At 68.8% G+C, this 15,006-nt stretch carries 14 protein-coding genes; 12 read left to right on the top strand and 2 right to left on the bottom strand.

Going from position 1 to position 15,006, the window contains the following annotated elements; all coding sequences use genetic code 11:
- Positions 1–125 precede the first annotated feature (125 nt).
- Positions 126–578 carry a hypothetical protein gene (locus AC30CM_RS19625; RefSeq protein WP_490118577.1) on the top strand — a complete coding sequence of 151 codons (453 nt, stop codon included), beginning with the start codon at positions 126–128 and terminating at the stop codon, positions 576–578.
- Here AC30CM_RS19625 and AC30CM_RS19630 read toward each other — a convergent pair.
- Positions 547–1,197, bottom strand: a complete 651-nt coding sequence (locus tag AC30CM_RS19630; RefSeq protein ID WP_490118578.1) for a nitroreductase family protein — start codon at positions 1,195–1,197, stop codon at positions 547–549. The genes AC30CM_RS19625 and AC30CM_RS19630 overlap by 32 nt on opposite strands.
- Before the next feature lie 132 nt (positions 1,198–1,329).
- On the opposite strand from AC30CM_RS19630, the gene AC30CM_RS19635 reads away from it, so the two are divergent.
- From AC30CM_RS19635 to gjpA, 5 genes are all read left to right on the top strand, one after another.
- Positions 1,330–2,595, top strand: coding sequence for an aspartate kinase (locus tag AC30CM_RS19635; RefSeq protein ID WP_490118579.1), 1,266 nt, complete (start codon positions 1,330–1,332; stop codon positions 2,593–2,595).
- 28 nt (positions 2,596–2,623) lie between these two features.
- Positions 2,624–3,661, top strand: coding sequence for an aspartate-semialdehyde dehydrogenase (locus tag AC30CM_RS19640; RefSeq protein ID WP_490118580.1), 1,038 nt, complete (start codon positions 2,624–2,626; stop codon positions 3,659–3,661).
- A 35-nt stretch (positions 3,662–3,696) separates the two neighbouring features.
- Positions 3,697–4,785 carry a DUF4185 domain-containing protein gene (locus AC30CM_RS19645; protein WP_490118601.1) on the top strand — a complete coding sequence of 363 codons (1,089 nt, stop codon included), beginning with the start codon at positions 3,697–3,699 and terminating at the stop codon, positions 4,783–4,785.
- A 168-nt stretch (positions 4,786–4,953) separates the two neighbouring features.
- Positions 4,954–6,822, top strand: coding sequence for a fatty acyl-AMP ligase (locus AC30CM_RS19650; RefSeq protein WP_490118581.1), 1,869 nt, complete (start codon positions 4,954–4,956; stop codon positions 6,820–6,822).
- 253 nt (positions 6,823–7,075) lie between these two features.
- A complete protein-coding gene (gene gjpA, locus AC30CM_RS19655; RefSeq protein WP_490118602.1) occupies positions 7,076–8,821 on the top strand; it encodes an outer membrane porin GjpA in 1,746 nt (581 codons plus the stop codon).
- A gap of 105 nt (positions 8,822–8,926) precedes the next feature.
- On the opposite strand, the gene AC30CM_RS19660 is transcribed toward gjpA, so the two are convergent.
- On the bottom strand, positions 8,927–9,097 hold the full coding sequence (locus tag AC30CM_RS19660) for a CsbD family protein (RefSeq protein ID WP_490118582.1): 171 nt from the start codon (positions 9,095–9,097) through the stop codon (positions 8,927–8,929).
- Positions 9,098–9,257: 160 nt separating this feature from the next.
- On the opposite strand from AC30CM_RS19660, the gene AC30CM_RS19665 reads away from it, so the two are divergent.
- From AC30CM_RS19665 to egtA, 6 genes are all read left to right on the top strand, one after another.
- Positions 9,258–9,842: a hypothetical protein gene (locus tag AC30CM_RS19665; protein ID WP_490118583.1), complete on the top strand. Its 585-nt coding sequence runs from the start codon at positions 9,258–9,260 to the stop codon at positions 9,840–9,842.
- 86 nt (positions 9,843–9,928) lie between these two features.
- Positions 9,929–11,377: a catalase gene (locus tag AC30CM_RS19670; protein WP_490118584.1), complete on the top strand. Its 1,449-nt coding sequence runs from the start codon at positions 9,929–9,931 to the stop codon at positions 11,375–11,377.
- A 603-nt stretch (positions 11,378–11,980) separates the two neighbouring features.
- On the top strand, positions 11,981–12,508 hold the full coding sequence (locus tag AC30CM_RS19675; RefSeq protein ID WP_490118585.1) for a hypothetical protein: 528 nt from the start codon (positions 11,981–11,983) through the stop codon (positions 12,506–12,508).
- 30 nt (positions 12,509–12,538) lie between these two features.
- Positions 12,539–12,967 carry an organic hydroperoxide resistance protein gene (locus AC30CM_RS19680; RefSeq protein WP_490118586.1) on the top strand — a complete coding sequence of 143 codons (429 nt, stop codon included), beginning with the start codon at positions 12,539–12,541 and terminating at the stop codon, positions 12,965–12,967.
- A 26-nt stretch (positions 12,968–12,993) separates the two neighbouring features.
- A complete protein-coding gene (locus AC30CM_RS19685) occupies positions 12,994–13,623 on the top strand; it encodes a sensor domain-containing protein (protein ID WP_490118603.1) in 630 nt (209 codons plus the stop codon).
- Between the two features lie 112 nt (positions 13,624–13,735).
- Positions 13,736–15,004, top strand: coding sequence for an ergothioneine biosynthesis glutamate--cysteine ligase EgtA (gene egtA / locus AC30CM_RS19690; protein ID WP_490118587.1), 1,269 nt, complete (start codon positions 13,736–13,738; stop codon positions 15,002–15,004).
- Positions 15,005–15,006: the final 2 nt, after the last annotated feature.

Consider the following 15,006-nt stretch of genomic DNA (forward strand, 5'->3'; position numbering starts at 1 on the left):
TCAGTCCAGCCGTTCACTGGCAGTAACCGATGTTTCTGTTACGCCGGAGGTGTCGGTGCGTTGCGCGCACGTAACGGGATGGCCGGGGAGTGTGTCAGCATCGAAGGGTGAGACGAGTGAGGCCCGTGGGCACCATCGTGGCGTTGGCCGTGGTGCTGATCGGCGGCGGCATCTGGTGGGCGTTCTTCGGCAACGGTCATTCGTCGGCCGACTGCGCGCCGGTCAAGGAGTTGCTGGCGTTCAACAAGGCGCAGATCGACGCGCTCAACGCCAAGACCAAGATCCCCGAGCCCGGCTCCGGCGAGACCGCCTCGCAGCCGAGCGCGCTGGACTACCGCGCGTGGGAACAGGGCATCGAGGACCGGGCCGCGCGGGTGACCGGGGAGGGGCTCAAGGACAAGGCGAGCGATCTCAGCAAGACCGTCGAGCACCTCGTCGACGCGAAGATCGACTACGACGCACAGCACGAGACCGTCGCGCCCGGGGCGCAACCGCCCGCACTGGCGATGGTGGTCTCGGCCTTCAACAGCCAGTTCGAGGCGCAGGTCAGTCAGTTGGCGAAGGAGTGTCCGGCCTGAACGGCGTGCCCCAGGTGCCCGCGAAGGCGACGTCGGTCAGCGGCTTGCGCTCGCGCGGCGCGGAGTCGCGCTCGATGATCGCGGCATCCGCGTCGGCGTAGTCGCCGAGGCGGCCGACCGCGACGATCGCCAGCGGTCGCACGCCCTCCGGGATGCCGAACGTCGTGCGGGCGGCGTCGGCGTCGAAGCCTGCCATCGGATGCGTCACCAGACCCCGCGACACCGCCTCCACGCTGAGGTTCGCGATGGCGGCCCCGGCGTCCAGCGCCGCATAGCGGGCGACGTTCTCGTCGTCTCCCTCGTCGGCGCACACCAGGATCAGGGCCGCCGCCGACGTGGCGTAGGCGTTACCGCGCGCCAGCGTGGCCGACAGCCCGGCGAAGGTGTCGTCGGCCTGATCCCCCAAGTCTGAGCTGCGGGAACGGCACCCCACCACGAAGCGCACCGGCTGCCGTCGCCCCCACGTCGCCGACCAGCGGGCGGCCTCCAGCAGTGCCGTCACCGCGGTCGCCGAGATCGTGGCCGCGGGATCGAAGGCGCGCGGACTCCAGCGTGCGGCGATGTCGGGATGGATGGGCACCGCGGTGGTGGCCAACCGGTTGGTCAGGCGCTCGGTCACGGCGTCCTCCGAACCTCGTTCATGGGTGCCCAACCTACCGTCGGGCGGTGGCGGGCGACGAGGGGGAAACTCAGGTGCTCGGACCCCTTATCCTTGGTGGGATTTTGGTGTGACCCCAGAAAGGGCTGACAAGTGGCGCTCGTCGTCCAGAAGTACGGCGGATCCTCGGTGTCCGACGCCGACCGCATCCGGCGCGTTGCCGAGCGGATCGTCGAGACCAAGAAGGCCGGCAACGACGTCGTCGTGGTCGTGTCCGCCATGGGCGACACCACCGACGACCTGTTGGACCTGGCCCGCCAGGTGAGCCCCGCCCCGCCACCGCGCGAGATGGACATGCTGCTGACCTCGGGGGAGCGCATCTCCAACGCGCTGGTCGCGATGGCCATCCACTCCCTGGGGGCCCAGGCCCGCTCGTTCACCGGCTCGCAAGCCGGCGTGATCACCACCGGGACGCACGGCAACGCCAAGATCATCGACGTCACGCCCGGCAGGCTGCAGGACGCGCTGGCCGAGGGGCTCATCGTGCTGGTCGCCGGATTCCAGGGCGTCAGCCAGGACAGCAAGGACGTCACCACGCTCGGTCGCGGCGGATCGGACACCACCGCGGTGGCGCTGGCCGCCGCGCTCGGCGCCGACGTCTGCGAGATCTACACCGACGTCGACGGCATCTTCACCGCCGACCCGCGCATCGTGCCCAACGCGCGCCACCTCGACACCGTCAGCTTCGAGGAGATGCTGGAGATGGCGGCCGCGGGCGCCAAGGTGCTGATGCTGCGCTGCGTGGAATACGCCCGCCGCTACGACGTTCCGATTCACGTCCGCTCGTCGTACTCCGACAAGCCGGGCACGCTCGTCAAGGGATCGATGGAGGACATCGCGATGGAAGACGCCATTCTCACCGGGGTAGCCCACGACCGCAGCGAGGCGAAGGTGACCGTGGTGGGGCTGCCCGACGTGCCCGGCTACGCCGCCAAGGTGTTCCGCGCCGTCGCCGACGCCGACGTCAACATCGACATGGTGCTGCAGAACATCTCGAAGGTCGAGGACGGCAAGACCGACATCACGTTCACCTGCTCGCGCGAGAGCGGGCCCGGTGCAGTGGAGAAGCTCACCGCGCTCAAGGACGAGATCGGCTTCTCGGCCGTGCTGTACGACGACCACATCGGCAAGGTGTCGCTGATCGGCGCGGGCATGCGCAGCCATCCCGGCGTGACGGCGACGTTCTGCGAGGCGCTGGCCGCCGTCGGCGTCAACATCGACTTGATCTCCACCTCCGAGATCCGGATCTCGGTGCTGGTCAAGGACACCGAACTCGACAAGGCCGTGGCCGCGCTGCACGAGGCGTTCGAACTCGGTGGCGACGAAGAGGCGGTCGTCTACGCGGGGAGTGGGATCTAGTGCCGGGGCGAGCGAAGCGACGGGGTGCGTGATGGTCTCGATTGGTGTGGTCGGTGCCACCGGCCAGGTCGGCCAGGTCATGCGAAGGTTGTTGGAAGAACGCGACTTTCCCACCACCGACGTGCGCTTCTTCGCGTCGGCGCGCTCGGCGGGCAAGAAGCTGAGCTTCCGCGGCCAGGAGATCGAGGTCGAGGACTCCGAGACCGCCGATCCCTCCGGCATCGACATCGCGCTGTTCTCGGCGGGCGCGACGATGTCGCGCGTGCAGGCGCCGCGGTTCGCCGCAGCGGGCGCGGTGGTGGTCGACAACTCGTCGGCGTGGCGCAAGGACCCCGACGTCCCGCTGGTGGTCTCCGAGGTGAACTTCGACCGCGACGCGGGCAACCGTCCGAAGGGCATCATCGCCAACCCAAACTGCACCACCATGGCCGCCATGCCGGTGCTCAAGGTGCTGCACGACGAGGCCGGGCTGACCCGCATGATCGCCTCGACGTACCAGGCCGTCTCCGGTAGCGGGCTGGCCGGTGTCGACGAGCTGTACGGCCAGGCCAGCGCGGTCGTGTCCGGCAGCCGCGACCTGGTGCACGACGGCGGGGCGGCGGACTTCCCCGCCCCGGTCAAGTACGTCGCGCCCATCGCGTTCAACGTCGTCCCGCTCGCCGGATCGCTGGTGGACGACGGCTCGGGCGAGACCGACGAGGACCAGAAGCTGCGCAACGAGAGCCGCAAGATCCTCGGCATCCCGGATCTCGCGGTCAGCGGTACGTGCGTGCGCGTCCCCGTGTACACGGGCCACTCACTGTCGCTCAACGTGGAGTTCGCCCAGCCCATCTCACCGGAGCGGGCGCGTGCACTGCTCACGGGTGCGCCGGGTGTCACCTACGTCGACGTCCCGACGCCGCTGGCGGCCGCGGGTACCGACGACTCGCTGGTGGGGCGCATCCGGCAGGACCCGGGGGTACCCGACGGTCGCGGGCTCGCGCTCTTCGTCTCCGGTGACAACCTGCGCAAGGGTGCCGCACTGAACACCATCCAGATCGCCGAACTGCTGGCCGCTCAGCTCTAGGCGCACCGATGCGCGGACGACCATGGCCGGCGGTCATGGGCGTACTGCTGGCGCTGGCCCCCTCCGCGGTGGCCGACCCGGCTCCCGAGCCCGCGCCCGTGCTGGGTCCGCTGGCGCCCGGGCAGGTGGTGCGCATCGGACCGACGGCCGGGACGGGGACGCCGACCAGGGATTACGGCATCGGTGCCACGGATCTCTGCGAGTTCATGGAGTTCCCCAGTGGGATCCTGCAGGTCTGTGGGGACAGCTTCGCCGGTCAGGGCGTCGGCTTCGGCGGGTGGTACTCGCCCATCGCCCTGCACGTCGAGACCGATTCCATCGACGACCCGGGCGGTGTTCGCTACGACGGCGTGACGGGTGTGGACCGGCCGCTGCTGGCCGACCGGGCGGCGCCGGGTACGTCGCAGCTTCCTGCGGGCATCGTGTCGATCAACCGGGAGAACTACCTGCTGGTCACCACGACGAAGAATCTGGTGCCTCAGTCGTCACGGCTGGTGAAAGCCGTTGCTGCTCAAGGAAATTGGCAGACCGTGCCCGGCTCGGTGCGCGACGACGCGTGGGCCAGGGGCCGACAGTCGCAGATCAGCGGATACTACGATCCGATCCCGCGACCGGATTCCGAGCGGGGTTGGGTCTACGTGGTGGCCAACGACTTCGACCGCAGCAGCCCCGTGGAGCTGTACCGGGCGACACCGCAGGACTTCACCGATCGCGGTTCCTGGCAGGCCTGGTCCGCCGACGGCGGCTGGGGGCGGCCCCCCACGCCGCTGTGGCCCGACGCGGTGGGGGAGATGAGCATCCGGGAGATCGACGGCCTGGTGGTGCTGTCCTACTTCAACGCCACCACCGGCAACATGGAGATGCGGGTGGCCCGCGACCCGACGCAGCTGGGTACCGCGCCGGTGACCACGGTGGTGGTGGCCGCACCGTGGCCCGACGTGGCCGACGAGCTGCCCGCGCCCGGCGACAACCGAATGGCCCAGCCCTACGGCGGCTACATCTCGCCGGGATCCACCAGCGACGAGGTCCGGGTGTTCGTCAGCCAGTGGAACACCGGGCCCGGCGGTGACAACGCGCCCTACCGCGTCATCCAGTTCGCGGTGAATCCCGTCAAGCCTCGGTGACCGCGCCGGGGACCCTGGGGCATCGCCACGGCATCGGCCGATCTCGCGTCGGGTCCCCCCGGCTTTCGGTAACCTCGCCAGTCGGCTGTGCCCGGGTGCAGCGAGGCCCAATCATGGCGTGGTCGAAGCTCATCAGCCATGCCGACCATCGACGAAAGTTGTCAGCGCATGCCACATAGCGAACTCTCGGCCGCCGCCACGCTGGTCGACATGCTGCGTCGACGGGCGCAGACGTATCAGGACAAGATCGCGTTCAGCTTCTCCTACGAAGGTGATGACGCGAACCGGACTCAGGTGTCATATCGAGATCTCGACCTCAAGGCTCGCAGCATCGCTGCGGAACTGCAGAGTCGTGGCGCTGCGGGAGAGCGCGTACTGGTGCTGTGCCGGCCCGGGTTGGACCACATCGCCGGATACTTCGGGTGTCTGTATGCAGGTGCCGTCGCCGTTCCCGTTCACGAGCGCCTGGCCCCGCGATTGTCGTCGGTGGTGCCCGATGCGAATGCGCGATTTGCCCTGGGTATCAGCGCAACCCACCACGAGATCGTCGCCGCGCTCGACTCCGTGAACGAGGGGCGAGGGCTGCACTGGCTGCTCACCGACGAGATCGACGACGACCGAGCCACTGCCTGGGCCCCGGGAGCCGGTGACCCGGAGGCCATCGCGATGATCCAGTACACCTCCGGCTCGACTGCAGCACCCAAGGGGGTGATGGTGTCGCACCGCAATCTGCTGCACAACCTGGCCGCGATTCGGACCTCTTGGCCTGGGGACGACACGTCCGTCGGCGTCTTCTGGTTGCCATCACATCACGACATGGGCCTCATCGGCGCCAACCTGTCGATGATCGACATCGGATGTACGACCCACCTCATGTCGCCCACGGCGTTCATCAGGAATCCGATGCGATGGTTGCAGGCCATCTCGCGGCACCGTGCCACCTACACCGTCGCCCCCAACTTCGCGTACGACGCCTGTGTGCAACGCAGCGTCCCCGAAGAGCGTGCGGCCCTGGACTTGTCGAGTCTGACGACGGCGATGAACGGTGCAGAGCCAGTGCTGGCGGCAACGATGCGTGCCTTCTCGGCGGCGTTTGCATCGGCGGGGTTTCGCCCCGACGCGTTCATGCCGGTGTATGGGCTTGCCGAGGCCACGTTGCTGGTGTCCGGCGGATCCGACGGTCCCCTACCCGTCGTGCACCGCCTCGATCGGCACGAACTCGGTGAAGGGCGTGTCGTCGACATCGCACCGGACGACCCGGCAGCGGTCGAAGTGGTTGGTTGCGGCCGCGTTCGAGGTGGTCAACGCGTGGCGATCGTCAACCCCGTCACGCGGCAACCGTGCGCCGCAGACGAGGTCGGGGAGGTCTGGGTGGCCGGACCGTCGGTTGCGCAAGGTTTTTGGGCGCGTCCCGAACAGAGCGCCGAGACCTTCGCCGCGTTTCTCGCCGACGGGTCACGAGGGCCATTCCTGCGAACCGGAGACCTGGGCTTCCTGCGGTCGGGTGACCTGTTCATCACGGGGCGATGCAAGGACCTCGTGGTCATCGGAGGCGTCAATCACTATCCCAACGACATCGAGGCCGTCGTCCAGGCGTGTCATCCGGCTCTGGTACTCGGTCGCGGTGCGGCGTTCGCATTCACGCCTGGGCAGGGCGAACTCGAACGGCTCGTCGTGCTGCAAGAGGTGGACCGTAGCCGAATTCTCGACTCAGACTTCGAGGGCGTGACGTCGGGCATCCGCACGGCAATCTCCAAGCACTACGCACTGGCGGTCCACTCGGTGGTGATCGTCGACCGCTCGACGCTGCCCACCACGTCGAGCGGCAAAGTTCAGCGCGGATTGTGTCGAGAACGCTTCCTGGCTGGTCAGCTGGACCCCGTGTTCGTGTGGGATGAGCCGACGGCGCCCGATGACTTGGCTCGAGCACGAACCTTGGAGGTGGCGATGGTCGCCGCCGAGAGGATCAGAGCCGCCTGGGCCGAGCAGGCGGCGGCCGGGACCTCTCGAACGGGTCTCGGCGAGTCCTCCACCTGACTCCAGAGTAAGTCACAACTGACTCGCGAGTAAGGAGAATGCCGGCAACGCGTGCCGTGGCGCCGATCAGCTTTGCTTTGCTCGCACCTGGCTATCGTCGGGCTGAACAGCGGGAAAGTTGTTTCCAGATGTAACTAGTGGCTTTGACGTGCAGGTATGTCGCTGGGAGGTTCGTCAAAGTGCGTCGAAGAACGTCGCTTGGTGGATACGATCTCGGCATCCGCAAAATTTTCCGTCGTGTCAAGGAGTCGTCGTGCCATTAGTCGGGGAGTCGTTCGTCAATGCTGACCAACGGTTGTCGTCAGCCATCCGCCCATGGCTGGGAGCGGGCATCGCCGCGGCCACCGTTGGAGCGCTCGTAGCCGCGCCCGGGGTTCCCGAGGTCGTCTCGGGACTCGACCGCACGGTGGAGACCGCCGCGGTGCGTCTGAGCGCCGGATGGGATCCGCTGTCGGCGTGGCGGGAGGCGTTCAACACCTCCTCGACGAATGCATCGACTCTGGCAAACAACTTCTTCTTGGCGCCCGGGGTGGGACTGCAGCAAGCCATCAAGAATCAAGTGGGCTATCTCAGCGAAATCTTGAACGATCCGTCGACCATCGGTGAGGTGCTGGGGAAGATCGCCAGTAACGTCGGGACGGTCGGCTCCGGGCTCACCCTGTTCAACGCCGACGACCCGACCTTCAGTGCGGCGACCGCACACACGATCGACGGCCTGCATGGGTTGATGATCAACCTGCTCCCGCAGTTCTTGAACCCAAGCATCGACCCCACCGTGGTGAGCAACCTCCTGAAGGTCGCTGCGTCGCCGCTCACCGGGGTGCTGGTCGGCGTCGCCGGTCCCGTCATCAGTCCCGTGGTGGCCCTCGTCAACAGCGTGACGGCCATCGTCAGTGCGCTCCGCGTGGGTGACATGACCACGGCGATCCAGGATCTCGTCGACGCACCCGCGCACATCGTGGGTTCGTTCTTCAACGGTGCGACATTGGACATCTCGGGACTGACCCCGCTGCTGAACTCCTCGGGGATATTCCAGAACACGACCCTGAACTCACTCGACGTCTCGTTCGGAGGTCTGCTCTCGACCGGTGGCGTCCAGGCCGGCCCCTACAAGGGGCCCGGCGACACCTCGATCAACGTTCCCGGCGGCTCCATCCTGAACAGCGTCGGGATGAACGTGACTGCCACCATCGGCGGCGCCACGGTCACCCTGCCCATCCCTGGTCAGGCCGTCGGCCCGCTCGGCGCGCTGGAGGGTCTGTCGCAGACCATTGGCGTCTTGCTCGGTAGCGGTTGGGATGGCAAGGGCGCCTCTCAGCTGCCCCCGCTGGCCGGACTGCACTTCCCGGTCATCAGCGATACGGCCGAATCCGCCCCTACCGCAACGGCCTTGGCGGCGTCCGTCGAATCCGTGCCGGCTACGGACACGGCTTCCTCAGAGGGAACCGCCGGAGAGGGAACCGCCGGCGCCACCGAGGTCTCGAAGGCGATCTCGGCACGGACCGCGTCCGCGGAAACCGCGGGCACGTCGGCAGCCACGTCGCCGGAGGCCGAGCCGACCTCCGAGCAGGCTGCGACGACGACGAACGCCGCAACCGCCACGGCGGCCGGCACGCCATCGGAGGAGACCAAGCCGGCCGACGCCGTGAAGCCGTCCTCGTCCTCGCCGTCCTCCTCGTCCTCGTCGTCGTCGTCCTCTTCGTCTTCCTCGACGACGTCGTCGGCGACGGGCACGACGACGTCGGGAGGTTCGACGGCGGGTGCTTCGCCGGCGTCGACGACCAAGGGTGCCGGTGCCGGTGGTGCGACAGGGTCCTCGTCCAGCGAGGCGTCGTCGGTGAGTCGAGCTGGTACGGCAAAGAGCGCCGGCAGCGGCGCGCAGGCGGCGTCCCCGAAGGGTGGTTCCTCCGAGGGTGGTTCCTCGAAGGGGCCGGAGAAGTCCGATTCGGGTGCCAAGGGCGGCTCCGGAACCTCAGGTGGGAAGTCGAGCGAGAAGTGAGAATCTAAGCAGCGCGGGTGCGCGAGGGGAGTCTCCTGAGAGCACCATCGAGCCCGAACACGACAGCGGCCCGCCAAGAATTGGCGGGCCGCTGCGTCAGGCTGGTTACTTGAACGCGTCCTTGACCTTCTCGCCCGCGTCCTTCAGGTTCGCCTTCACCTGGTCGACCTTGCCCTCGTTCTCGGTGTCCTTGTCGCCACTGGCCTTGCCAGCTGCTTCCTTGGCCTGACCGCCCAGGTCCTCGACCTTGTTCTTGGCCTTGTCCGCGAAGCTCATGCCATTCACCTCCGATGCGGCGACCCAGTGCCGCCTCGCGAGTCGGATGCCCGGTCCGTCCACCCCTGAAACCGGGCGGACCCGCGGCCTGAGCGTTCTCACAGCAGATTCAAAGGGCGTTCAGAACCCCGACTTGGACATCGCGACGACCATCGAATCCATGAGTGACAACCCAGCGTCATCGGAGCAGTCGTCCGCGCAGTCGTCCGCGCAGCCCTCCCCACAGCCCTCCCCGCTGACGGAGCCCGCAGGCCAGACCGCTCCGATACCCCCGCAGCAGCATCAGCCGCCGTCATCCGAGCCGGCGACCGGGCCGATCGGCTACCTGCCGCCGCAGGGGCAGCCGGTGGCCGCGCCGGTGTACCCGGGCACGTACCCGGGTGAGCAACGTGATCGGAAACGCAGTCGGGTGACGTTGGCCGCGGCCTGGGTCGGCATCGCCGCGGGCGCGGTCTTCATCGTCGCCGTCATCTTCGGCACCGGGTTCATGGTGGGCGCGCACTCCAACGGATGGCGCGGTGGTCCCGATCGCGGTGCCGGGTTCGACCACCGCGACGGTCCGCCCGCCGCGGTGTTCCCCATGGGTCCCATGGTGCGGCCCGGCCCCGGCTTCGTCTTCCCGAGCGGCCCCGGCGGCGGGTTCGGCCCCGGCAACCCGTTCGGCCCCGGCAACCCGTTCGGTCCCGGTGGCGGCGACAACCCGGGAGCGCCCGGCCAGCAGAGTCCGGGCCAGATGCCCCGCTGACCCCGCGATCTCGGCTTACCTGCGAGGCGCGGCGGGTATGCCAGGTTCGCGGCGCGGCAGCCCCTGCACCGCAACAGGAGGGAAACATGACAGACAAGATCGCGACCACCGACAGTGGCGCCCCGGCGCCGAGCCTCGAACACTCGCTCTCCGTCGGACCCGACGGCCCATTGCTGCTGCAGGACTCCTACCTGATCGAGCAGATGGCCAACTTCAACCGGGAGCGCATCCCGGAGCGGCAACCGCACGCCAAGGGCGGTGGCGCCTTCGGCACCTTCGAGGTGACCGGGGACGTCAGCCGGTACACCAAGGCGGCGTTCCTGCAACCCGGCGTCAAGACCGAGATGCTCGCGCGGTTCTCCACGGTCGCCGGCGAGCGCGGCAGCCCGGACACGTGGCGCGACCCGCGTGGGTTCTCGCTGAAGTTCTACACGTCCGAGGGCAACTTCGACATGGTCGGCAACAACACCCCGGTGTTCTTCGTGCGCGACCCGATGAAGTTCCAGCACTTCATCCGCAGCCAGAAGCGGATGGCGGCCAACAACCTGCGCGACCACAACATGCAGTGGGACTTCTGGACGCTGGTGCCCGAATCGGCCCACCAGGTCACGTGGCTGATGGGCGATCGCGGCATCCCGAAGTCGTGGCGGCACATGAACGGCTACTCCAGCCACACCTACAGCTGGATCAACGAGGCGGGTGAGCTGTTCTGGGTGAAGTACCACTTCAAGACCGACCAGGGCATCGACTTCCTCACCCAGGAGGACGCCGATCGGATCGCCGGTCAGGACGCCGACTATCACCAGCGCGACCTGTTCGACTCCATCGAGAACGGCGACTTCCCGAGTTGGTCGCTGAAGATGCAGATCATGCCGTTCGAGGATGCCAAGACCTACCGGATCAACCCGTTCGACCTGACCAAGGTGTGGCCGCACGCCGACTACCCGCTCGTCGACGTCGGCACCATGACGCTCAACCGCAACGTCGTCGACTATCACTCGCAGATCGAGCAGGCGGCCTTCGAACCGAACAACGTGGTGCCGGGCACGGGGCTGAGCCCCGACAAGATGCTGCTGGCGAGGGGCTTCTCCTACAGCGACGCCCACCGGGCGCGGCTGGGCGTGAACTACAAGCAGATCCCGGTCAACGAGCCGAAGGTGGAGGTCAACGCATACGCCAAGGACGGTGCCATGCGGATGCGGCTGTCCACCGACCCGGTGTACGCGCCCAACTCGATGGGCGGTCCGGTCGCCGACGATCCCCGGCGCGTCGCCGAGGCGCACTGGGCGTCCGACGGCGACATGGTGCGCACGGCCTACACGCTGCGCCCCGAGGACGACGACTGGAGCCAGGCCGGCACGCTGGTGCGCGACGTCCTCGACGACGCGCAGCGAGAGCGGTTGGCGCACAACATCATCGGTCACGTATCCGATGGCGTGAAGGAGCCCGTGCTGTCGCGGGTCTTCGAGTACTGGCGCAACGTCGACCCCGACCTCGGCAAGAAGGTCGAAGAGGGCGTGCGCTCGCAGCAGTGACCACGTGACGCGACGGGGTGGGTCCCAGCCAACGAGCTGGGGCCCGCCTCGCCCAGTTCTGCGTGAGGGCGCGAGCGTGCGGCGGATCGCAGCCCTGGCGCAGAAGTCGCGGACATGGCGTCGGGTTGGTGCTGCGCGCGGGGTCTGAGCGTGGACGCCGGCGGCGGTGTGCGGGTAGCCGTGCCCACCCCGGGGCGACGACCCTGCCCAGCTTTCGGCGCACGGATCCCCAGTTCTGCGTGAGGGCGTGGGCGTGCGGCGGATCGCGGCCCTGGCGCAGAAGTCGGTGGCGTCGAGTGGTGCGTGGGGGGTCAAGGCTCGCTACGGCGCGTTGTCGCTCGTTGTCGCTAAGGGGTGGGCATGGCGACTCGTGGTTGGACGGCGCGTCGGCCCTCACCGCCGGGGACGTACTCCTCGCCATTCGCCGACGGCACCGCCCGCGACGGCCCCGCGACACCGCACGAGCCCCGCGAGGGCAGGTGCATCCCACTCGCGACACGCCGAGGAATCGCACTCTTGTAATTCGCGTGGGGTCTGTGGGACTATTGAGAACTTTGGTGATCGTGTGGCGATCTAGCCCGGTTCGTGACACTCTCTCTACCCATGACGCGAGCACGATGGCTGATCCTGGCCGTGGCGGCGGCGCTGATGGCCACCACCGCGGGTTGTGGCCTGCGAACCGAACCGTCCCCACGGGCCAGCATGGACGTGTTCCAGGTGGGCGATTGCGTCACCATTCCCGTCGGCCAGGCGGACGACCCGGGGTCGATGCGCGCGCAGAAGGCGCCGTGCAGCGTGGACGCCAGCTACACCGTGGGTGCCACCGCCGACGACTCCGGTGTCTGCCCGTCCAAGGAGTACCAGCAGGTCTCCGCCACCTTCGTGGACCCGACCACGTCGCGGCTGTGCCTGGTCCCCAACCTGGTGGCCCAGCACTGCTACGTCCTGGACATGCCCATCGGCGTGATGCAGAGCGCCGACTGCGCCGCACGCGGCCAGGACGGCCTGCTGGTGCAGGTCACCCAGCGGCTCGACAAGCGGGACCAGCAGGCCTGCCCGTCGGCGGCGGGGCACTTCGCGTGGCCGTATCCGTCGCCGGCCCGGACGTACTGCACGCTCACGGTCTTCTAGCGTCCGGCCGCCCCTGGCAGGATGGCCGACATGAGCATCGACGTCGTCTACACCGCAGAATCCACGGCGACCGGCGGAGGTCGCGACGGCCACGTCAAGTCCACCGACGGCAAGATCGACCTGGACACGCGCCCGCCCAAGGAGATGGGTGGTAGCGGCGAGGGCATCAACCCGGAGCTGTTGTTCTCGGCCGGGTGGTCGGCGTGTTTCCTCGGCGCCCTGCGCCTCGTCGCCCGCAACGAGAAGGTCGCGATCGACGACGCCAGCGGCATCACCGCCCAGATCGGGTTCGGCAAGGACTCCGACGGCGGGTTCGGGTTCACCGCGCACCTCGTCGGCTACCTGCCCGGATTGGAGCAGGACGCGGCCGACGATCTGATGGAGAAGGCGCACCAGGTGTGCCCCTACTCCAAGGCCACCCGTGGCAACGTCGACGTCAAGCTGACGGCGAAGGTCTAGGCGTGCGCGCCACCCGCGGTGCCGGCATGGCCGTGGCGAGCGTGCTGGCGCTGGCTCTGGCTCTGGCCGCCCCCGCGGCGGCGCGGCCGTCGGATCCCGGCGTCGTCAACTACGCGGTCCTCGGCAAGGGATCGGTGGGCAACGTCGTCGGCGCACCCATGGGATGGGAATCGCGGTTCACCGCGCCGTTCCAGGGCTTCTGGGTCGACGCCGCGGAGTGCAACGACTGGGCCGACGTCGGCCTGCCCGACGTCTACGCCGACCCCGATCTGGCGTCCTTCGCCGGCGCCGTGGCGCAGCGTGCGGCCGACGACGACACGAACCTGGTGAAACAGGCCGTCGGCGTGTTCGCCACCACCGACGCCGCGACCCGGGCGTTCCACCGTCTGACCGATCGCACCCGCGGCTGCGCCGGCCAGACCACCGCGATGCACCTCGAAGACCTGCGCACCCAGGTCTGGACCTTCAGCGGCGATGCGCCGACGGCCACCGACGCGGTGTGGGTGAAGCAGGAAGCGGGTACAGACCGCCGATGCTTCGTCCAGACCCGGCTGCGGGAGAACGTTCTGCTACAGGCGAAAGTGTGTCAGCCGGGCAACGGAGGTCCGGCGGTGAACGTGCTGGCGGGAGCCATGCAGAACGCGTTGGGCCAGTAACCGTCGACGCGCGGCCAGCGGGCGACGGACTCCGCGCGACGGGAATTCCGGCGACGTTGTCGGTGTCGCACTCCAAGATGGACGCCATGGTGTCGTGGAGGGGATGGGGGACGTGACCGTGACGCATGCCGACCCGGCGCAGCAGCAGGACCGGGAGTTCGCCGACGCCGAAGACGCGGCGCGCCACGTCGCCGAGGCCTGTCTGCGGGACGGTCCGGTGGGGATGGTGGGGCTGGAGATCGAGGCGCACTGCTTCGACGTCACCGATCCCACCCGCCGGCCGTCGTGGGCGGAGCTGACCGAGGCCGTCGAGTCCGTGCCGCCGCTTCCCGGCGGCAGCAGGATCACCCTCGAACCCGGCGGTGCGGTGGAACTGTCGGGCCCGCCGCTGGCCGGTGCGGCGGCCGCCACCGACGCCATGCTCACCGACCGCCTGGTGTTGGGTCGGGCGTTCCACGACCGCGGCCTGGGGCTGGTGCTGTTGGGCGCGGACCCGTTGCGCCCGCCCCGGCGGGTGAACCCGGGAGGCCGGTACGAGGCCATGGAACGCTTCTTCGCGGCCAGCGGCACCGGCGACGCGGGCGCGGCCATGATGACGTCGACGGCCTCGATCCAGGTCAACGTCGACGCCGGACCGCAGAGCGGATGGGGCGAGCGCGTGCGCCTGGCGCATGCGCTGGGTCCGGTGATGATCGCGATCGCCGCCAACTCACCGCTGCTGGGCGGCGAGTTCACCGGGTGGCGCAGTGCGCGGCAACGCGTGTGGAGCCGCCTCGACGAGCGCCGCTGCGGCCCCATCCTGGGCGCCAGCGACGACGAACCGGCCAACGACTGGGCCCGGTACGCGCTCAAGGCGCCGGTGATGCTGGTGCACGGTCCCGAACCCCGCGCCGTCACCGAGTGGGTGCCGTTCGCCGATTGGGCCGACGGGACGACGCTGCTGGCAGGCCGCCGCCCCACCGCGGCCGACGCCGACTATCACCTCACCACGCTGTTCCCGCCGGTGCGCCCCCGCGGCTTCCTCGAGATCCGCTACCTGGACAGCCTTCCCGACGTGCTGTGGCCGGCCGTGGTGTTCACCCTCGTCACGCTGCTCGACGATCCGGAGGCGGCGGCCGTCGCGGCCGAGGCCACCCGACCCGTCGCCACGGCGTGGGACCGCGCCGCGCAGCACGGGCTCGCCGATCGGGGCGTCCAGAAGGCGGCCATCACGTGCGTGCGGGCCGCCGCCGAGCGTGCGCCCGCGGAACTGGCGTCGGCCATGGGCTGGCTGGTGGACCGGGTGCAGGAGGGTCGGTGTGCGGCCGACGACGTCTCCGACCTGGCCGTCGAACACGGCATCGCCGCGGCCGTCGTCGAATTCGCCAAGGAGGACGCGTGAAC

Source organism: Mycobacterium sp. DHQP2018-32-09, from assembly GCF_058148405.1.

Bases quoted from the DNA above. Each gene is read 5' to 3' on its own strand.
- AC30CM_RS19645 (WP_490118601.1), top strand. From the start codon at position 3,697: ATGGGCGTACTGCTGGCGCTGGCCCCCTCCGCGGTGGCCGACCCGGCT.
- AC30CM_RS19650 (WP_490118581.1), top strand. From the start codon at position 4,954: ATGCCACATAGCGAACTCTCGGCCGCCGCCACGCTGGTCGACATGCTG.
- AC30CM_RS19660 (WP_490118582.1), bottom strand. From the start codon at position 9,097: ATGAGCTTCGCGGACAAGGCCAAGAACAAGGTCGAGGACCTGGGCGGT.
- AC30CM_RS19665 (WP_490118583.1), top strand. From the start codon at position 9,258: ATGAGTGACAACCCAGCGTCATCGGAGCAGTCGTCCGCGCAGTCGTCC.
- AC30CM_RS19670 (WP_490118584.1), top strand. From the start codon at position 9,929: ATGACAGACAAGATCGCGACCACCGACAGTGGCGCCCCGGCGCCGAGC.
- AC30CM_RS19675 (WP_490118585.1), top strand. From the start codon at position 11,981: ATGACGCGAGCACGATGGCTGATCCTGGCCGTGGCGGCGGCGCTGATG.
- AC30CM_RS19680 (WP_490118586.1), top strand. From the start codon at position 12,539: ATGAGCATCGACGTCGTCTACACCGCAGAATCCACGGCGACCGGCGGA.
- AC30CM_RS19685 (WP_490118603.1), top strand. From the start codon at position 12,994: ATGGCCGTGGCGAGCGTGCTGGCGCTGGCTCTGGCTCTGGCCGCCCCC.